This is a genomic window from Sulfurimonas sp. HSL-3221, assembly GCF_021044585.1.
Taxonomy (GTDB): Bacteria; Campylobacterota; Campylobacteria; order Campylobacterales; family Sulfurimonadaceae; genus Thiomicrolovo; species Thiomicrolovo sulfuroxydans.
In genome coordinates this window covers 522,972-542,954 of the sequence record NZ_CP087998.1, presented here as the reverse complement: position 1 = coordinate 542,954, position 19,983 = coordinate 522,972, and the positions used below count along the sequence as shown (strand labels likewise).

Here is a 19,983-nt window from a genome sequence, read left to right as displayed (position 1 = left end):
ACTGAAGCATATGCGATCTTTACAGTAGCCGCGGCAGGTGCTGTTTTATCATCAACCGCCCCGGCCGCCCGACGACGTCACCGATCATTGCTACTTTCAACCTATTCATGGGTAGCAATGTAGCTGTATCGGACTGAAAAAGCTGTTGTTTGGCTTTCCCTGCAGGATACGCCTGCGCGATTCCCTGATTTCAAAAGATTCGATAAATGTTTTTTATGATAAAAACAATATAATTTTTTTATGTTTAAAAATATTTCTATTACAACCGCACTCACGAGGATTGTCGCATTCCTCTCCGACATCTTTCTGGTAAGCCTGGTCATCGTACTCTTTCTGCCACTTCTGCCGAAGTCGTATGTATCACTCTTTCCCTACGCCCTCATAGGTTTCTTTTGGCTTTACCGCGTATTTCTCCCGCTTTCTCCCCTGCGGGGCACCCTTGGGAAAAAACTATTCGGCCTGACCCTGGAGAGGGATAATTCCGAGCCACTGACATTTCGAACATTGGCCATTCGTGAAACAATCGTACTGGGATATTTCCTTTACGTGTCCGCTGCACTCAAAGTCTCTGAGCTTACGCACGGCAACCCGTCAATCCTCCTGTTTCTTAGCCTCTCGCTCCTGCCGGTACTGCTGATAATTCTGAGTCGGGACAAACGGTCCTTGCATGACCGGATCGCCCTTACTGTCGTCCTCGATACGATTGAGAGCAGTGCTCCGCCGCTACGCACTTTCAGAAGACTTTTGCGCACTGTCGCCATCCTGGGCTTACTGATCATCACAGGCTACTACATGCTCTTTGCCAGCGTCATGTGGCGAGCGGCTCAACAAGCACAGGCGCTATACGATCAATCATACCAACGGACCTATCCCACAAACGACTATGGCGATGCTCGTATCCGCTTCTATGCCGATGCGCTGAACGTCTATGTCCCGCGCTACATCGATGCCGAAGACGAATATGACATTTTTGCCAATGACATCAAATCGGAACTCGCCCAGAACTGTATCGACCGTCTCCAAAAACTGCACGATCCGGAAAGTACCGGTGAAGGCCGCTCCTTCTACAAAAATGCGCGAAACGCCTATGTCGCGAATGATAAAATTGATCTCGCCCAGGAGCAGGAAGCGTACTCAAGCAGCCGCTTTTATGTCGTCGACACGAACTTGATCAACGAGATCGAGAGAGATATTACGGGACTTTCAGCGCGGAGCCTCCATAGCCCGTGCGATGACAGCGTCAATGTTGAAATCCTCTATGACAGCTTTGCCAAAAAATATTTCGAATCATTCGAACATCAGCTCTTTCTCGAAGACGAAGATAAACGATGGTATGAAACCTTCAAGGAACACCATCCGGAGCTGATACTGCTGCAAGAACAAAAAGCGCTGGAGGCTAAACTAGATGACGAAGAACGTCTTATCAGAAAAAAAGAAGCCCGCAAAAAGATGTTGGCACGCTTGCGCTACGATCGTTCTCTCAAACGAGGACCTTCCATTTTTTACGTCATTGCCAACGATCAAGAAAAGGTATTGGATGAACTGCTTCGCGACCGTTCCATTCTTGAGGTACGCAACGGCAACAGCTTTACACCGCTGTTTTATGCCGTCCGACTGCGCAAAGAACAGAGTGTAAAAAAACTACTACTCAACGGTGCAGACATGTACGCGGATTTGCACAGGATGACTCCCTTTGATGTCGCGGTCACCGATGGAGACCGATCTATTCCGATCATCAAGATGTTCCTGGAACACGGTTACGATGTGAATTATCAATATCTTAGAGGCTCAACGGCACTGACAATTGCCGCCAAGAAATGTAGGAACTTTGCACTTGTCGAATTACTTCTGTCCAGTGGAGCCGACCCTGCTCTCAAAGACAAATTCGGCGGAGACACATTGACCCGCATACAAGCGTCTTGCAAGGGGAAAAATCTTGAGCGTATGCAGGAACTGATCGCTAAATACCCGTGATCGATCCAAACTGGCTATACTCACTCTTAGTATGAAAACAGTGACTGCCGCCGTGATATCGCTTCTGTTGTTGCAAGGGTGCAGTCCAACGCTGTCGCCGATGGCCAAGCGTCTGCTGGACGAAACAGGAGACGGCGCCGCGGTGACTATTTGCTACCCAAAATCATCGAACCTCATCCTCTCGGTGCATAGTGTCGGCATCATGGTGGACGGTACCTTTGCCTTTTATCTGCACGGCGGAGAGCGCATCACCTTTCCTATCCCGCCGGGAACGCACGAGCTCGGCGTTTCCGATTCATCCTCCCCCTATTTCACGCACCTGGAAAGCCTTGCTTTCACGGCAGAGGTGAACGGTTCGAATTTCTTTGAGACCTACCCTGTATTTGAAGGGGTCACCTTTGTTCCCTACGGATTCATCCCCATTCCGGGGCCGGATATCCGTTACAAGCTTTTTGAGGTGGACAATGAGCGTGCCGCGCTGCTAAAGACGAAGCAGGTCGACGCGAACGACAGGATAATGCCGGAGCAGTAACCGACTTGAGATACCGCTATATCTTGAGCCGCAGCAGGTGCTGTTTTATCATCGACCGCCCCGGCCGCCCGACAACGTCACCGATCATTGCTACTGTGAGATTTTTCATAATCGGCACTGCATCGCTTTGCGGGTCAATCCGGCTGCTTGCGTTGATATCACCATGTATCACATACCAACAGTTTGATTTTTTTTCATGATCAAAGGTTGTTTTACATAGAATATGCACTAATGAATAGTAGGTAAAAAAGGAAAAGTCATGTCAAAAACGTATAGATTGTTTATCAGTCATTCATGGGCCTATAGTGACGCATATGACAAGGTTGTTCAAATGATTGCGAATCAAGGGATTAGTTTTTACGATCACTCCGTCCCAAGACATGACCCAATTCATACAAATGGCACGGACAAGCAACTCAGAGAAGCGATTGATGCCAAAATCAAAGGAACTAGTTGCATATTGATCCTTGCTGGAGTATATTCAACATATAGCAAGTGGATAAACAAAGAAATTGACATTGCTGTCGCATATAGAAAGCCAATAATTGCTATCGAACCATGGGGTGCAGAAAAGACTTCGACAATTGTCAAAGATAACGCGGATGTAATTGTAAAATGGCAATCTAGCTCAATTGCAAAAGCAATTCGTGACTGGGGTTGAATATGAGAAAAGCATTAATTGTAGGAATTGACTACTATGAAAATCTTTCATCACTTTTTGGTTGCGTCAATGACTCATATGCAGTCAAAAGTATTTTAGAAAGACATAGTGATGGATCATTAAATTTTTCTGCTCGACATGAAACTGCATCTAACCCAACAAATGCAATTAGTCGAGCTAAATTAAAAGATAGTGTGGAAGAACTTTTCAAAGACGATAATGATATCGCACTTTTTTATTTTGCGGGTCATGGATATATTGAGAATACTGGTGGTTACCTTGTTACTTCTGAATGTACGCGTGGAGACGATGGCTTTTCACTTGACAACTTATTGACTATAGCTAATGACTCACCAGCTAAAAACAAGATCATAATTTTAGATAGTTGTCATTCAGGCATCGCAGGAACTCCAGCATCTACAGGAAACAGCGCTTTATTGAAAGAGGGTCTTACCATTTTAACGGCATCAAGCAGTACTCAGTATGCTGAAGAAAAAAATGGATCTGGAGTCTTTACAACTTTACTAGTTGATGCTTTAAACGGAAGTGCTTCAAACTTGGTTGGAGATATAACGCCTGGCAGTATTTACGCGCACATTGATCAGTCACTTGGTCCGTGGGAACAACGTCCAATATTTAAAACCAATGTAAAAACCTTCACCACTCTGAGAAAAGTACAACCACCAATCGCATTAACAGATCTCAAAAAAATTGTTGAGTTATTTGATGAACCAGGAGTTGAATTTGCTTTAGATCCTAGTTTTGAACCTGATAGTGACAATCCGGATGATGAAAACATTGAAAAGTTTAGAATTCTTCAAAAATATAATCGTATTAATTTAGTCGTTCCTGTGAAAGAAGAACATATGTACTATGCAGCAATGCATTCGACAGGTTGCAAATTGACGGCACTCGGTGTCCATTACTGGAATCTTGTCAATAATAACAGAATATAAATATGATTTTTTGGTATGCAAGTGAAAGAAAGTATTTGCCACAATGAAATTCCGCGATGAACAGAAGCTCAAAAAAGAATTAGATAAACAACATATCGAGAGCTATGAGCACAATCTTAGATTACATTACGATGCTATTCGAAAAGAATTGGACCTTTTACTAGGTTCCTCCATTCCACATCAATTTAATATAATCAAAACCATCCTTTGGCTCAATGTTGTTTTAATAGGCATCTCGTTCAAAGTTACAGAAAATGGCGCATTACTTTGGATTGTAATTCCATTTTTTGTTATGTCGCTTACGAGTATTTTAATAGCTCTTTTTGGAATGCGACTTGGAAAGTTTACTAATTATGGAGTAGATCAACGAATTTTTCTAATGTCCAAAATTCCTGATAATTCTTGGACAAAAACTCAAGGTCTTTTAACGATGATGCATGGTGCAGAACGTGCGGTTCGATATAATGGAATTAATATCATACGTAGAGCTAGATTAATTAGAAAAGCTGTTGTTACTACGATTCTATCATTGCTCTTATTACTAATACTAGCTGCAAGTACAATGATTACAATTCAGCAAAATGGAGAGAATATCATGGCAGATAAGAAAGAGAAGCCTACGAAGCCAATTGTTAAGCCAGGAACTGGCTATGGTCAACGTGGACTTGATAAAAAACCTTCTGAATCAATGGGTGGTGGTGACTCAAACAAGTCAAAAGGTAAATAACTTTTCCCCCATCTCTTCAGAGGTGGGATGAAGGTTAGGGTCACTCTAATTAAACGTCACAACACCTTCGGCTTCACCGTCCTAAGACAGTGCAGGATAGCCTTAATGATGTCGTCGTCTTTGCTATCTGCCGTGACATACTCTTTTGAACAGCCCTGCCAAATTCGACGACCCTGCTCCTTAAAGAAAAAACACCGAACGTTTGTACCAAACCTCATTAATAGCACTTTTTAGAATAGCCTGCAAAAATGCCCGTTTGAATATAGGGCACCTCCAAAGAGAGATAACCGAACCATTTTTGCATGCCCGACGTAAAGGCTAAAGGAAACAACCATGAAAGCAACATTTGAAAACCCTACAGCGGTAAAGAGCCTTGACGATCTCGCGGCGCTGGCGGATTATTCGCTCATGGACACGTTGACATCCGACCCCGAGGCGACGGCGGACGGCGTTGACCACGCGCCGCGGCAGGTCTTCAGCGGGCATTATGTGCCTGTGAACCCTACGCCCATAGAAACCCCCGTGTACATCGCGCACAGCGAGACCTTTTTCCGCGAACTGGGCTTTAGCGACGCGCTGGCGACCTCGGAGGAGTTTATGCGGATGTTTACAGGCGACAGCTCGCAGCTCCCCGAGCCGCTGCGCCGCCGGGGCTGGGCGACGGGGTACGCGCTTTCCATCTACGGGACCGAGTACTACGAGCAGTGCCCCTTCCGTACGGGCAACGGCTACGGCGACGGGCGCGCGGTTTCCATCCTTGAAGCGGTCATAAAAGGGCAGCGCTGGGAGATGCAGCTCAAAGGCGGCGGCAGAACACCCTACTGCCGCGGTGCCGACGGCCGCGCCGTCCTGCGTTCCAGCATCCGCGAGTTTCTGGCGCAGGAGCACATGCACGCCCTGGGCGTCAAGACGTCACGCTCGCTGAGCCTCTACACCTCACAGACGGAGACGGTCGCGCGGCCGTGGTTCAACAACGGCTCCTACTCGCGAAACCCCGAGGTCATGCTCGAGGAGGCCGTGGCCATCACGACGCGGGTCGCCCCCTCTTTTATCCGGGTGGGCCAGGTCGAGCTTTTCGGCCGGCGGGCGCGCAAGAACGAGCACCCCAAAGCATTGGAGGAGCTCGAGCAGATCGTTTTGCACCTCTGTGAGCGCGAATACAGCGACACCATCGACGCCACCCTGCCCCTCCGGGACAAAGTGCTCCTGCTGGCAACGGCGTTCCGCGACCGTCTCACCACGCTGGTGGCAGAGTGGATACGCGTGGGCTACTGCCAGGGCAACTTCAACAGCGACAACACTGCCGCCGGCGGCTTCACCCTCGATTACGGCCCCTTCGGGTTCATCGAGATGTTCGACCCGCGCTACCAGCCATGGACGGGCGGAGGGGACCACTTCTCCTTCCTGAACCAGCCCCAGGCGGCAGAGACCAACTTTGCCATGTTCTGCAGCGCGCTGAAGCCGCTGCTGGCTGCCGATGAAAAGGCCGTGAACGAGCTGGACATGCTGACGCTCAGATTCGCACGAGCGATGCAGGGGAAAATGATCCCCATGTGGGCATCCAAGCTGGGACTGCGTAAGCTGGATGCACCGCTGTTCAATGAACTCATCACGCTGATGCTCGAGACGGGGGTGGATTACACCATCTTCTTCCGCGAACTCTCATCGGTGCCCGAAGATATCGCCCCGCTGACGAAGAGCTTTTACGGTGACGGGGTCAAAGATGCGGCGCTGCTGAACCGCTGGAGCGAATGGCTGGAGAAGTGGAAGAGTGTCGTACAGGCGACCAACCCCGACGACATCAACGCCGCTTCGCCGGAATCGCGCGAAGCGCTCTCACGCCAAATGAAAGCCGTCAACCCCAAGTACACGTTGAGGGAGTGGTTCCTCGTCCCGGCCTATCAGCAGGCCGCCGACGGGGACTATACGCTTATCAAGGAGCTGCAGGCGGTTATGACCGACCCCTACGCCGAGCAGTCCGAAGCAGTCGCGGCGAAGTACTACAGGAAAAAGCCCACCGAATACTTCGAGATCGCCGGTATCTCCCACGTCACCTGTTCGTCGTAAATGCAAGCAATAGTGCGCGTGTAACGGCGCCACCGGCTTTTCCGCGGCCGTCTTCCGGCCGTAGCACGGTATATGCATTCGTTTTGTTCTTCTTACAAGCGTAACGGCAGCTATCTCTTATTCCGGTGCTCGCACACAACTTGAACGAAGCACATCTCGAATTGCATTGCAAAGATTTCAGAACGCGGAAGCAGAGATAATATTTCGTTCATTCATGACTTTTTTACGATGGGTTCACACATAGGAACTCCCATGGGAACACCGATCGATTACATCTATGAAAACAAACTCGAATGGCAGCCGTCATTCAAAGGCGCACTCGGCGTAGCAGGCCGTTACGGCTACCGCGGCGCGCTCGTCGTCACCGAGGGCAAGACGAAGCCCCTGACCGTCCTCAAGCAGGCCATTGCCGTCGCGGACGACGATAAGATGCTCTTCTTCGCCGGAGAGCTGGAAAGTTTCGACGACTTCGAAGCGGCCTTCGCACGCTACAAAGGCCTCTTCTCCCCCGAAACCCTGACGGCGTTCTACTTCACCGACATCGCCGGCGATGCCGTTTTCGACTACGAGGGCATTAGCGTCCACGCCTTTTCGCTGGACGAAAGCTCCGTCTGGAACGAGCTTGTCGAGGCCGCCGACCTGGACAAGAAAGAGCTCAAGCGCATGGATTCCGAAGAGAAACTCGACACCATCTACGACGAGCTCAAAAGAACCCCCCTGCGCGCGGCGTCCAAAAGCTTCGAAGAGGCGCGTGCGCTCAAGATCGCCTAGGTTGCCGCTTCTCCCGCAGCCGCCGGGGCCCCGGCGGTCAGCCCTCTCCGCTCTCTTTCAGCACTTTCCCCGGCATCACACTCTGTTACGCCGAGAATCCAGACCGCTTTACAGCACCTTCGGCTTCGCCGTGCGCAGGTAGTGCAGCACGGCCTTGATGATGTCGTCGTCGTCTTTGCTGTCGGCGGTGACGTACTCTTTAGCGCCGCTCAGGTACTCTACCGTAATGTTCTGGCCGTAGGAGCTGAGCATCTTGATGTGTTTCTCCAGCCCCATCAGTTTGATGACCATCAGCTCGAAGAACTGCTTGGTCGGGCCGTCCGGGCGTCCGAAGCGCTCCGTGACCTCCTCCTCGATCTCGTAGACCTCCGTCGGGGTCTCGCAGAGGCTGAGGCGGCGGTAGAGCTCCAGGCGCAGACGGTCTTCGGCGACGAGCTCGTCGCTGATGTAGGCGCTGACGGCGAGCTTGAGGTCCACCTTCGCCTTGGGGGTCTCTTTCTTGTTGCTCAGCTCCTTGATGGCGTCCTCGAGCATCCGCAGGTAAAGAGAGTAGCCGATGTTCTTGATGTGCCCGCTCTGCGCGTCGCCCACGAGGTTCCCCCCGCCCCGGATTTCCAGGTCATGGTAGGCGAGCACGGAGCCGCTGCCGAGGAAGGAGTTGGACTCCAGGGCGACGAGGCGCTTCTTCGCCTCCTCGGTAATGAGCTCCTTGTCCTCGACGATGAAGTAGGCGAACCCCTCCGTGTGGCCCCGGCCGACGCGGCCACGGAGCTGATGCAGGTCCGCGATGCCGAAGCGGTCGGCCCCGTCGATGATCATCGTGTTGACCCGCGGCATGTGGATGCCCGACTCGATAATAGAGGTCGCCAGCATCAGGTCGTACTCGCCGTCCTGGAACTTCAGCAGCTCCTTCTCCGTCTCGACCGCGCCGACCTGCGAGTGGAGCATCAAAATGCGCAGGTCGGGGAGGATCGCCTTGAGCTCGCCGAGCTTTATGGGCATATGGTCGATGGAGTTGTAGACGTAAAAGACCTGCCCGCCCCGGCGCAGCTCGCGCAAAATGACCTCTTTGACGAGTTTCTCGTCGTAGGCCTTGACAAAGGTCCGCACCCCCTGCCGTTCGCCCGGAGGGGTCATGAGGGTGCTGAGCGTCTTGATGGAGCTGAGAGCCTGGTTGAGGCTGCGCGGGATCGGCGTGGCGCTCATGGTGAGCAGGTGCGTCTTCTCATAGAGGGTTTTGAGCTTCTCTTTCTGCTTCACCCCGAACTTGTGCTCTTCGTCAATAACGACGAGGCCCAGCTTGGCGAACTTCGTCCCGAAGAGCGCGTGGGTACCGACGACCATGTCGATGGTCCCCTCGGCCAGCCCCGCCTCGACGGCCTTCTTCACCTTCGGGGTGACGAAGCGGTCGATCTTGGCGATGTGGAAGTCATACTCGGCGAAGCGCTCTTTGAGCGAGGCGAAGTGCTGGGAGCTGAGCAGGGTCGTCGGGACGATGACGGCCGACTGGTAGCCCGCGGAGGCCGCGGCGAACATCGCGTTCATTGCCACCTCGGTCTTGCCGAAGCCGACGTCCCCGCTGAGGAGCCGGTCCATCACGTGGCCGCTGCCGATCTCCGCGATGATCTCGGCGATGGAGCGCGCCTGGTCCTCCGTGTACTCAAAGCCCGCGCGGGACTGGAACGCCGCCAGCTCCTTCGCATCGGTCTCGATGACCGGGGCGCTGATGAGCGCGCGCTGGGCGGCGGTGTTGACGATCTCCGAGGCGATCTCGAAGAGGCGCTTCTTGACCTTCTCCTTGAGGCGGCCGAAGCTCCCCTTGCCCAGGCGGTCGAGCACCGGCGGCGCCCCGGCGCCCGCGATGTAGCGGTCGATGGCGTCGAGGTTCTCCACCGGCAGCAGGACCCGTTCGTCGCCCTGGTACCTGATGGCGATAAAGTCGCGCACGCTACCCAAAATCTCCGCCTGTTCGATGGCCTCGAAGATCCCGACCCCGTGCTCCTCGTGGACGACGTAGTCGCCCGGTTTGAGGTCGTCGAGGAGCAGGCTGCTCTTGCGGCGGCGCTTCTTGCGCACCGGCTTGTTCAGGGAGATGATAAGCTCGGTGTCGGTAATGAGGTTGACGATCTCGCCGGAGCGTTTGACCGTCATTCCCTTCGTGTCGAAGATCCCCGCCTGCTTCAGCTGCGCGTCGCTGCTGGCGATAATGGTCACCTTCTTGTTCGGGTGGACCTCCAGCAGGGTTTTGACGTCGGTGACCGCAAGGGCCTTGACCCGGTCGTCCTCGGGGAGCACCGCGACGGATTCAAAATCCGTTGCCTCTACCTGCGGGGTGTTGAGGGTGTAGGCCTCGCCGATCATCGCGTCGAGGCGTTTGACTGAGGCGACCTTTTTGCCCGCGAGGAAGTTCTCGGCGTCGTCTCCCAGGTACCAGAAGCCCAGGGAGTCGATGTCCTTGACGAAGCTGTCGCTGGCAGACGCCTCAACGGCGCTCACGATACGCTCGTACCCGGCCTCGTCGAAGGCGTAGGGGGCGCTGTGCAGCTCGAACCCCTCCAGCTCCTCGCCGACGGTGCGCTGGGTCTCCACCTCGAAGGCCTTGATCTGCTCGATCTCGTCGTCGAAGAGGGAGATGCGGTAAGGGCTTTCCGTGCCGGGGGCGAAGACGTCGATGATGTCGCCGCGGAAGGAGACCTCCCCCTCCACCTCCACGAGGTCGACGAAGCTATAGCCCCAGTGCAGCAGCTCCGTCTTGAGGCCGGAGAGGTCGAGGCGGTCGCCGAAGGCGATGGGCTTCGTGCGCAGGAGGTTCGTTTTGGGCAGCGGGAAAAGGAGGCTCTTGAAGGGGGCGATGACAAGGGGTTTTTTATCTGCTTCATAGTAGCGGCGCAGCGCCTCGGCCATCTGGCTCAGCTCTTCGCTGAAGGGGCGGAGATCGTCGAGCCAGGTCGCGCGGAAGTCGGGGAGAACGACGGCCTCGATCGCCTTGAATCGGCAGAGGTCATGCAGCTGCTGCGCTTCGGCGGCATCTTCGCAGATCAGTACGTCGGGGAGGCTACCCTTTTTCAGGTAGGCGTAGAGCTTGGCCTGCATCTCAGCGTGCCGTATCGTTGCAGAGAGTTTTCGGCGCTATGCGCAGGGGCGCCTTGTCAACTTGGTTCATTTCAATCCCGTCATTTTTATAAAGGCCTCCGCCACGCTGAACGAGCCGAAGACCAGATACATTTTCTGTGCCTGCACCCCTTCGAAAGTGCCGTAGGGGATCTGCAGCGCTTCGAGCGCCCCGACAAGCGCATCGCGGGCGGCGGCACGCTCGCTCTGTACCTCGATCAGCTCGACGCGCTCGATGTTTCCGCGGAGCGCGGCGAGGATGGATGCGTAGTCCTTGTCGCCGTAGCTGTTGTAGACGAGGACGACCTTCTGCGCCCCGAGTGTGCTGGCGATGGCACGGGCGGCAAGGACGTTGTGGCCCACGTCGAGCCAGACGTTCGGGGCGATCCGCGAGAGGCGGCCGAAAAGCGGCGCGCTGAAGCTCTGTGCGTCGAAGGGGACGCCGAGCACCTGCAGCGCGGCGGCGGCGAGCAGGAGGTTGTCGCGGAGGTACTCCGGCAGCTCCAGACACCCGGCCGTCTGTTGAAGCGCCATTATAGCATCTTGGTCTAACAGCCGTTCACAGCGCAGCAGGGTCGCACCCCGCTCGGCGGCGATCTCCGTGGCAACGCTGTAGACGACCTCATGGGGCTGCAGGCCCAGGATCACCGTGGGTCCCATCGCCCGCAGTTTTGTCGCGGCGATCGCTTCGACGGTGTCGCCCAGGAAGGCCTGGTGGTCGAGGTCGATGGGGGTGACGAGGGTGAGCGTTTTGGGGAAAACGGCGGTCGCGTCGAACTCGCCGCCGAGGCCCGCCTCCATGACGACGTAGTCGCAGTCTTCATAGAGCGCCGCGGCCATCAGGGTCGTGAACTCGAAGTAGCTCAGCGCATCGGCCGTCGCCGTATCCAGCCACCCCATCACCTTCTCGAAAGCGTGCTGCAGCTGCGCGTCAGTGGCGTCGCTGCCGTTCAGCCAGAGGCGCTCGTTGAAGCGCAGGATGTGGGGGGAGGTGTAGTGGCCGATGCTGTATCCGGCATGCAGGAGCGCCGAGGCGAGAAAACGCCCCGTCGTCCCCTTGCCGTTGGTGCCGACGAGGTGGATGATCTTCGGCAGCGACACACTCGCTTTGACCCGGTCCCAGGCCCGCGGCATCCGCTCCAGGTCGATCTTGTCGTAGTAGAGCGGTTTCGCGTCGAGAAACTCAGCGTACTTCAGCAGAGGCCCCCTCGCCCGCGACCTGGGCGACAAAGCTGTCGAGTGCCTTCTCCGAACCGTACTTGATCGCTTCGAAACGGACGAGGTCGGAGATAATGGCGTTGGGTTCGATGGTGAAGAGGTAGCTTCCCCGCGCGTTGTAGCGGCGTGTCTGCTCCCCGCTCTCCCGGTCGATATCGAGGGTGACGATGGCGCGGTAGGCGACGATGTAGCCGTTGGTGTCGTACTGCACCGGATTGAAAACGACCTTCCGCAGGGAGATGACTAGGTGGGTGCTGGCATGCGCCTCGTCGGTCAGGCGGGTGCGGAAGCGGTTGACGACGGCCTCGTCGAGGGCGTCTTTGATGTAGACGGTGTTGTCCGGGTCCTGCATGGAGATGACGATCTTCGTGCTCACACTCTCCTGCAGCACCGGCTTGACGGCCCGGCTCGTCGGCTTGTAGCCGCAGCCAGAGAGCAGCGCCGCGGCGATCAGTACCGAACCAATCCGCTGCAATCCACCCATAATCTTTTCCTTACTTGACGACGATGTTGACGAGCTTGTTCGGCACGACGATCTCTTTGACGACCGTCTTGCCCTCGAGCCACTGCGGGATGATCGCCTTGGCGGCTTCGATCATCGCCTCTTTGGACGCATCCGGCGCCACGTCGATCTGGCCGCGGTTCTTACCGTTGACGGAGACGCCCAGGGTGATCGTATCGAGAGCGAAGACCTCCTCTTTGACGATCTGGGCTCCCAGGTTCTTGCGGCCGAAGAGACGGTCGCTGATCTCCCAGCAGACGTGCGGGACGATGGGCTCCATTAGTGAGGTGAGGACCCAGTACGCTTCCGTCCAGACCGCTTCGTTCTCCTGGTCATTGAGGGCGTTCATCGCCTCCATAACCCCGGCGATCATCGTGTTGAAAGTGTAGCGTTCGCCGAAGACGTCGTTGGCGCGGGCCAGCGCTTCGTAGACCTTCTTGCGCGCCGCTTTCTCCTCTTTGGAGAGGGCGGCGTGGTCGATCTCGGGGAGGGTGTCCGTCACGGCCGCTTTTTCGCTGCGGTCATAGAAACGGCGCAGGAAGCGGTAGGCCCCCTCGACGGCGCTGTCGTTCCACTCCAGCTCCTGGGTCGGCGGCGCGGCGAAAAGGATGAAGAGGCGGGCCGTGTCGGCGCCGTACTTCTCGATGAGGGCGTCCGGGTCGACGGTGTTGCCCTTGGACTTGCTCATCTTCGCGCCGTCTTTGAGGACCATCCCCTGGGTGAGCAGCCGCTCGAAGGGCTCCTTGACGTCGACGTAGCCGAGGTCGCGCAGCGCCTTGGTAAAGAAGCGGCTGTAGAGCAGGTGCAGGATGGCGTGCTCGATCCCGCCGATGTAGTGGTCGACGTTCATCCAGTAGGCGAGCTCCTCCTTGTCGAAGGCCTCTTTTTCCCAGGTAGCGCGTCCCGCCGTGTAGCGCAGGAAGTACCACGACGACTGGATAAAGGTGTCCATCGTATCGGTTTCGCGCTCGGCCGCGCCGCCGCACTTGGGACAGCTGCACTGCTTCCATGTGGGGTGGTGCTCCAGCGGGTTCCCCTCGCCGGTGATCTCAACGTCGTCGGGGAGTTCGACCGGCAGGTTCTCTTTTTTCTCCGGGACGATCCCGCAGGTCGGGCAGTGGATGAGCGGGATCGGGGCGCCCCAGTAGCGCTGGCGGCTGATGCCCCAGTCTTTGAGGCGGTAGTTTGTCACCCGCTTGCCGATGCCCTCGTTTTCGAAGTGGGCGATGATCGCCTCTTTCGCCGCGTCGCTCATCATCTCGCTGAATTCGCCGGAGTTGAAGAGCATACCCGCTTCCGTCATCGCCTTGCCTTCAACGACACCCGCTTCGGGGTGGGCGATGACCGGGGTGATCGGCAGATCGTACTTCGTTGCGAAGTCGTAGTCGCGCTCGTCGTGGGCCGGGACGGCCATGACCGCGCCGGAGCCGTAATCCATCAGGACGAAGTTCGCGACCCAGACCGGTACCGGCTTGCCGGTGAGCGGGTGCACGACATTGATGCCGAGGGCGACGCCGTGCTTCTCTTTCTGGCGGTCGATGGAGCTGCTGTTCTTCATCGCGTTGATCTCGGCGGCCGTCTCCGTGGAGAGCAGGCCGTTGTCGATCATGTAGGTGACCAGTTCGTGCTCCGGCGCCAGGGCCGTATAGCTGACGCCGTAGATCGTATCGGGGCGCGTCGTGTAGACCTCGAAGCCCTCAAACGTGTCACGCAGGCGCTTCTTGGAGTGCTCTTCGAGGTGCAGCGTAAACTCGAGCCCGCTGCTGCGGCCGATCCAGTTCTCCTGCATGGAGAGTACCTGCTTCGGCCACCCCTTCTCCAGCTGTTCGAGGTCGTCGATTAGCTCGTCGGCGTAGTCCGTGATGCGCAGGTAGTACTGGTGCATCTCTTTTTTGACGATGGGGGTGTCGCAGCGCCAGCAGCAGCCGTCGACGACCTGCTCGTTGGCCAGGACGGTGAGGTCGTGCGGACACCAGTTAAGGAAAGCCTTCTTGCGGTAGAGCAGCCCCTTCTCGAAGAGGTCGATGATGAAGCCCTGCTCGAACTTCGTGTAGAGCGGGTCGGAGGTGGCAAACTCGCGCTCTTTGGAGAAGGAGAGCCCCAGGGTGGCGAGCTCTTTGCGCATGTAGTCGATGTTCTCGTAGGTCCACTTCTTCGGGTGTACCCCGTGCTTGATCGCCGCGTTCTCCGCCGGCATCCCGAAACTGTCCCATCCGATGGGGTGCAGGACGTTCAGGCCCTGCTGGCGGTAGTAGCGCGCGAAAGCGTCACCGATGGTGTAGTTGCGCACGTGCCCCATGTGGATGCGCCCCGACGGGTAGGGGAACATGCTGAGAACATACTTTTTCGGTTTCGTAAGATCATCGGAGGGTTCAAAACTGCGCTCTGCGTCCCAGAACGCCTGCCACTTGGTTTCGATATCGGACGGGTTGTATTGCAAGGTAACTCCTCGAAGCGGTGCGATCCGCCTCACTGTATTTCGGAAATCGGCGCCGTGGCGCCTACTGTTAGTACTCTTCTCTCGTTTTGGAGCTTTCGATATAGACCAGGCCCATGGAGAAGACGTTGGCAATCAGGGCGCCGATGGTCAGGGCGACCGCGATGTCCATGTTGCCGACGACGACAAGATAGATGAACGCCGGGATCAGGTGCAGGTCCGCCACGAGCGAACTGGCGAGCAGTTCGGCCGAAAGCAGGTTGCGCACCCCGATCTTGAGGATCGTCGACACGAGGTTCAGGCTCGCCGCGACGAAGAGGGAGACGGGACCGTGCTCATAGAGGAAGCCCGCCGTCGACGTCAGACTCATCAGCGTAAAAAAGACGTAGATTACTTTACCCCAATCCATAGATTGCTCCTTTTAGACGGTTTACACCGTGCCTTGTTCGTACATGGCGCGCATCTTCTCTTTTTCGGCGCGGCGTCTGGCCGCTTCGGCCAGTTTCGTACGGTAGTTGCCGACATTGAAGCCGAACCACATCAGAATCGGCGAGGCGACAAAGATGGAGGAGTAGGTCCCCACGATGATGCCCACCAGCAGCGTAAAGGCGAAGGCGTGGATGATCTCCCCGCCGAACATGAAGAGCGTCAGGACAACGAAGAAAGTCGTCAATGACGTCAGCGTCGTACGCGACAGGGTCTTCGTGACCGACTCGTTGATGACGTCGGCGAGCTCGATACTCTTCGACGCCGTCACCCCTTCGCGGATGCGGTCGAAGACGATGATCGTGTCGTTGAGCGAGTAGCCCAGCAGGGTCAGCAGTGCCGCCAGGACGTCAAGGTTGACGTCGATCGCGAAGAGCGAGATCGCCCCCAGCGCGATGGAGACGTCGTGGATCAGGGCCGCGATAGAGGCGACGGCAAAGCGCCATTCGAACCGCACAGCAACGTAGATCAGGATCCCCAGGATCGCCAGCAGCATCGCCATGACGCCCTTTTCGCGCAGTTCGCCGCCGACTTTCGGCCCGACAATGTCGACCCGGCGGACTTCGAAGCTTCCCGTGCCCTTGAGGGCCTCGCGAGTGACGTCGCCCATATCGGACTGGACGTCTTTGCTGGAGGTTTTGAGGCGGATGATGATCTCTTCGGGCGAACCGAACTCGGTGATCTGCGCCCCCTCGTAAAGCGGGTTGGTGGCCAGTGTGTCGCGGACCGTGTCAATCGGGGCGGCCCCTTCGTATTTCACCTGGACGATCGTACCGCCGGCGAAGTCGATGCCGTAGTTGAGGCCCTTCGCGGCCAGAATCCCCCAGGAGATAAGGACGAGAACGATGGAGACCGCGATGGCGATCTTCGACTTGCCCATAAAGTTGATGGTTTTCGTCTGTTTGAAAAATTCCATTATGCAGCCGCCTTCTTATTACTGACGCCGAACCAGAAGCTGACGTTCTTGCTCTTGGCGATGCGGGATTCGAGCATTTCGTAGATGCCGTGGGTGCCGAGGATCGCCGTCAGCATGGAGGCGAGGATACCGATGCTGATCGTGATCGCGAAGCCCTTGATGGCCCCCGTGCCGTAGACGTAGAGGACGATGGCCGCAATGAGGGTCGTGATGTTCGCGTCGAGGATGGCGCGCATCGCGTTGGCGTACCCCTCTTCGATCGCCTTGTGGATGGAGACGCCCTGGTAGAGCAGTTCGCGGATCCGTTCGGAGATGATGACGTTGGCGTCCACCGCCATACCGACGGTCAGGACGATACCCGCCATCCCCGGCAGGGTCAGCGTCGCGCCGAACATCGCCATCACGGCGATGATGAGGAAGAGGTTCGCCACCAGTGCGATGTTCGCGATAATCCCCGCCATCTTGTAGTAGACGATCATGAACGCGAAGACGAGGACGAAACCGCCGATCAGCGCGATCAGGCTCGCCTGGATGCTGTCGGCACCGAGGCTCGGACCGACGGAGCGTTTCTCCAGCATGAAAATCGGGGCCAGCAGGGCACCGGAGCGCAGCGCGATCGCGAGGTCCTGGGCCTGCTCGACCGTGTAGTTCCCGCTGATCTGGCCGTGACCGCCGCCGATGCGTTCGTTGATGACCGGCGCGGAGTAGACCTGGCCGTCGAGGACGATGGCGAGGTGGTTGCCGACGTTTTTGCCGGTAAAGTCGCCGAAGATCTGCGCACCCTCGGAGTTGAGCGAGAAGTTGATAACAGGCTGGTTGTTCTGGTTGAACGCCACCTGGGCGTCTGTGAGCATGGAGCCGTCGAGAATGGGGATCTCGCGGACAAGGTACTTGCCGCCCGCCTTTTCCGCATCAGGAAGAACAACGTCGCCGAAGCGCGCCGCCTCCGCAGACGTCATCGTATAGGCGCGCATCTTGCGCTCTTCATCCACCGCCATCAGCTCGAGCTTCGCGGCGCGGGAGATCAGCTCGCGTGCACGCTGCTCCTCTTCGGCGCTCTTGATCCCCGGCAGTTCGACGAGGATGTTGTCGACGCCCTGGCGCGCGACCGTCGGCTCGGCAAGGCCGAACTGGTCGAGGCGGTTGCGGATCGTCTCGATCGCCTGGTCGACCGCCTGCTTCTGGGTTTTCAGCACCGCTTCGGGCGTCAGGGAGACGTGATAGCTCTCCCCGTCGTGAACGACTTTGCTTCCTTCGATCCCGGCGAGCATCTTGTCCATCGCCGGCGCGTCGTCGTTGTCAAGCAGCGTAAAACGGACCGATTCGTCGTCGGCCGTGAGACCGTCGATCAACACCTCTTCGCGCTCGCTGAAGTGGTTGATCCCCGAAGCGATCGCCTTGAGGCGGGAGCTTACCGCCTCTTCGGTCTTGACGCCGAGCAGCATGTGCAGACCGCCCTGCAGGTCAAGCCCGAGGGTGATCTTCGTACCTTTATCCGTCTGCAGCAGCGACGGGATGGAAAAAACCACCCCGAATAGGATCGCTGCGGCGAAGACGAGTACTCTAAAGTTCAGTTTCATTTACATCCTCTCAAAAAGCTACCGGCCGCATGCATACCCCAAAAGGCACTTCCATATCTGGCACACAACGGTAACGCGGTCTCCGGGCAAAAGCCCCGGGGACCTAAACGAACAGGCGGGTTACGCCTCGTCCTCGTATTTGCGCGCGACGGCGTCTTTGGTCAGTTTGACGGTCACGTTATCGGCCAGTGTCACGGTGAAAAAAGTCTCTTCCACTTTCTTGACTTCGGCGATCAGGCCGCCGGAAGTGACGATCTTGTCCCCTTTTTTCAGGTTCTCGACCATCTCTTTGTGCTTCTTCGCCTGCTGCTGCTGCGGGCGGATGATGATGAAGTACATGATCGCGATCAAAAAGATAAAGGGCAGTAACTGTCCGATGATTTCCATTGGGTGTATCCTTACGTGTACGGGGTCGTGCCCCAAAATTCGTGCCATTATACTAAAGGGCACCTCTTAGAATGCTGTACTACACAGCCGTATTACACGATCGGTCATTTGCCGCACGTTTCAGGAGTTCGTATCTGCTATAATCCGCAGTAAAGAACATCCACGATTCAAGGACCCGCTTATGATGCCGCGCGCCGCCGGACTCCTGCTCCACCCCACTTCCCTGCCCGGCCCCTACGGCATCGGCACCCTCGGCAGCATCGCGCGCCGGTGGGTCGACCGGCTCGGCGCTGCGGGAGTCGGCTACTGGCAGATCCTGCCGCTGGGCCCGACGGGCTTCGGACACTCCCCCTACCAGTGCTACTCCGCCTTTGCCGGCAACGCCCTGCTGATCGACCCGGACCTCCTTGTCGACACGGGCTTCCTAAAGGCGGACGAACGCCCGCCCCGCTCGGCCGAGGGCTCCGCCGTCGATTTCGATACGGTCATTGCGCGCCATACGGCGATGCTGGAAAGCGCCCACGCCCGCTTCCGTCCGACGAAGGCTTTCGACGCCTTCTGCACCGCCCACGCAGCCTGGCTGGACGACTACGCGCTTTTCATGGCGCTGAAGAGCTATTTCAACGAACGGGTCTGGAACGACTGGCCCGAAAACATCCGCCTGCGCGAGCCGGAGACCCTGGCCTACTACGCGAATATTCTCAAGGACGAAACAGGCTACCACCGTTTCGTGCAGTACTGCTTCTACACCCAGTGGGAGGTGCTGCGGGAGTACGCGAACGCGAAGGGGGTCAGGATCATCGGCGACCTGCCCATCTACGTCGCCATGAACAGCGCCGACGTCTGGGCCCACCCCGAGTACTTTCAGCTCGATGACGACCTGCAGCCCACAGCGGTCGCAGGGGTGCCGCCGGATTACTTCAGCGCTACGGGCCAGCGCTGGGGCAACCCGCTCTTTGAGTGGGAGCGTATGGAGCAGGAGGGGTATGAGTGGTGGATTGCACGCCTGAAGGGGTCGCTGGAACTGTTCGACTGGGTACGCATCGACCATTTCCGCGGGTTCGAGTCCTACTGGTCCGTTCCCGCCGACGAAGAGACGGCGATCAACGGCGAGTGGATCACCGGGCCGGGGGGCAAGCTCTTCGATGCGTTCCGCAGCGCCCTCGGCCGCGACCTGCCCATCATCGCCGAGGACCTCGGCATCATCACTCCCGAAGTGGAAGCGCTGCGCGACGACTACGCCCTGCCGGGGATGAAGATCCTGCAGTTCGCCTTCGGCAGCGATGCCGGCAATCCCTACCTGCCCCACAACCATATCCAGAACTGCGTCGTCTACACGGGCACCCACGACAACGACACGACCAACGGCTGGTTCTATGCGGCCCCGCCGGAAGAGGCCGAACGCGCCCATACGATGCGCTACCTTCACTGCCCCTGGGAGGCGTTTCACGAGAGCCTCAACCGCACGGCGCTCGCCAGCACGGCCAACCTCGCGGTACTGCCGCTGCAGGATCTGCTGGGGCTGGGCTCGGATGCGCGCATGAACACCCCCGGCACGGCCGAGGGGAACTGGCGCTGGCGTGTGACGCCGCAGCAGCTCGAAGAAGCCCCATGGGAAGGACTGAAAAGCATGATCGAACTTTACGGAAGGTCCTGAC

16 protein-coding genes are annotated in these 19,983 nt (G+C 57.0%); 8 read left to right on the top strand and 8 right to left on the bottom strand.

Going from position 1 to position 19,983, the window contains the following annotated elements; all coding sequences use genetic code 11:
• Positions 1-240: 240 nt before the first annotated feature.
• The 7 genes from LOH54_RS02700 to LOH54_RS02670 all read left to right on the top strand — a co-directional run bounded on the left by LOH54_RS02700 (position 241) and on the right by LOH54_RS02670 (position 7,688).
• Positions 241-1,974 carry an ankyrin repeat domain-containing protein gene (locus LOH54_RS02700; protein ID WP_231020259.1) on the top strand — a complete coding sequence of 578 codons (1,734 nt, stop codon included), beginning with the start codon at positions 241-243 and terminating at the stop codon, positions 1,972-1,974.
• Between the two features lie 31 nt (positions 1,975-2,005).
• On the top strand, positions 2,006-2,506 hold the full coding sequence (locus tag LOH54_RS02695) for a hypothetical protein (protein ID WP_231020258.1): 501 nt from the start codon (positions 2,006-2,008) through the stop codon (positions 2,504-2,506).
• A gap of 259 nt (positions 2,507-2,765) precedes the next feature.
• Positions 2,766-3,167 carry a TIR domain-containing protein gene (locus tag LOH54_RS02690; RefSeq protein ID WP_231020257.1) on the top strand — a complete coding sequence of 134 codons (402 nt, stop codon included), beginning with the start codon at positions 2,766-2,768 and terminating at the stop codon, positions 3,165-3,167.
• 2 nt (positions 3,168-3,169) lie between these two features.
• Positions 3,170-4,123, top strand: coding sequence for a caspase family protein (locus tag LOH54_RS02685; protein WP_231020256.1), 954 nt, complete (start codon positions 3,170-3,172; stop codon positions 4,121-4,123).
• Between the two features lie 43 nt (positions 4,124-4,166).
• On the top strand, positions 4,167-4,850 hold the full coding sequence (locus tag LOH54_RS02680) for a hypothetical protein (protein WP_231020255.1): 684 nt from the start codon (positions 4,167-4,169) through the stop codon (positions 4,848-4,850).
• 333 nt (positions 4,851-5,183) lie between these two features.
• Positions 5,184-6,917 carry a protein adenylyltransferase SelO family protein gene (locus LOH54_RS02675; protein WP_231020254.1) on the top strand — a complete coding sequence of 578 codons (1,734 nt, stop codon included), beginning with the start codon at positions 5,184-5,186 and terminating at the stop codon, positions 6,915-6,917.
• Between the two features lie 252 nt (positions 6,918-7,169).
• On the top strand, positions 7,170-7,688 hold the full coding sequence (locus LOH54_RS02670; RefSeq protein WP_231020253.1) for a hypothetical protein: 519 nt from the start codon (positions 7,170-7,172) through the stop codon (positions 7,686-7,688).
• A 108-nt stretch (positions 7,689-7,796) separates the two neighbouring features.
• Here the strand turns inward: LOH54_RS02670 and mfd are convergent, their stop codons facing one another.
• The 8 genes from mfd to yajC form a co-directional block, all read right to left on the bottom strand.
• A complete protein-coding gene (gene mfd, locus LOH54_RS02665) occupies positions 7,797-10,781 on the bottom strand; it encodes a transcription-repair coupling factor (protein WP_231020252.1) in 2,985 nt (994 codons plus the stop codon).
• A 66-nt stretch (positions 10,782-10,847) separates the two neighbouring features.
• A complete protein-coding gene (locus tag LOH54_RS02660) occupies positions 10,848-12,029 on the bottom strand; it encodes a bifunctional folylpolyglutamate synthase/dihydrofolate synthase (RefSeq protein WP_231020251.1) in 1,182 nt (393 codons plus the stop codon).
• On the bottom strand, positions 11,983-12,501 hold the full coding sequence (locus tag LOH54_RS02655; protein ID WP_231020250.1) for a hypothetical protein: 519 nt from the start codon (positions 12,499-12,501) through the stop codon (positions 11,983-11,985). Before LOH54_RS02655 ends, LOH54_RS02660 begins: the two co-directional genes overlap by 47 nt.
• A gap of 10 nt (positions 12,502-12,511) precedes the next feature.
• Positions 12,512-14,959: a leucine--tRNA ligase gene (leuS, locus tag LOH54_RS02650; protein WP_231020249.1), complete on the bottom strand. Its 2,448-nt coding sequence runs from the start codon at positions 14,957-14,959 to the stop codon at positions 12,512-12,514.
• Between the two features lie 67 nt (positions 14,960-15,026).
• The gene (locus LOH54_RS02645; RefSeq protein ID WP_231020248.1) at positions 15,027-15,365 is read right to left on the bottom strand and encodes a DUF6394 family protein; all 339 of its coding nucleotides are present in this window, start codon (positions 15,363-15,365) and stop codon (positions 15,027-15,029) included.
• A gap of 21 nt (positions 15,366-15,386) precedes the next feature.
• Positions 15,387-16,358, bottom strand: a complete 972-nt coding sequence (secF, locus tag LOH54_RS02640) for a protein translocase subunit SecF (protein WP_231020247.1) — start codon at positions 16,356-16,358, stop codon at positions 15,387-15,389.
• A complete protein-coding gene (gene secD, locus LOH54_RS02635) occupies positions 16,358-17,938 on the bottom strand; it encodes a protein translocase subunit SecD (protein ID WP_231020246.1) in 1,581 nt (526 codons plus the stop codon). Before secD ends, secF begins: the two co-directional genes overlap by 1 nt.
• A gap of 120 nt (positions 17,939-18,058) precedes the next feature.
• The gene (gene yajC, locus LOH54_RS02630; RefSeq protein ID WP_231020245.1) at positions 18,059-18,325 is read right to left on the bottom strand and encodes a preprotein translocase subunit YajC; all 267 of its coding nucleotides are present in this window, start codon (positions 18,323-18,325) and stop codon (positions 18,059-18,061) included.
• A 181-nt stretch (positions 18,326-18,506) separates the two neighbouring features.
• Between yajC and malQ the strand changes: the two genes are divergently transcribed.
• Positions 18,507-19,982 carry a 4-alpha-glucanotransferase gene (gene malQ, locus LOH54_RS02625; RefSeq protein WP_231020244.1) on the top strand — a complete coding sequence of 492 codons (1,476 nt, stop codon included), beginning with the start codon at positions 18,507-18,509 and terminating at the stop codon, positions 19,980-19,982.
• The last annotated feature ends 1 nt before the right edge of the window (position 19,983 follow it).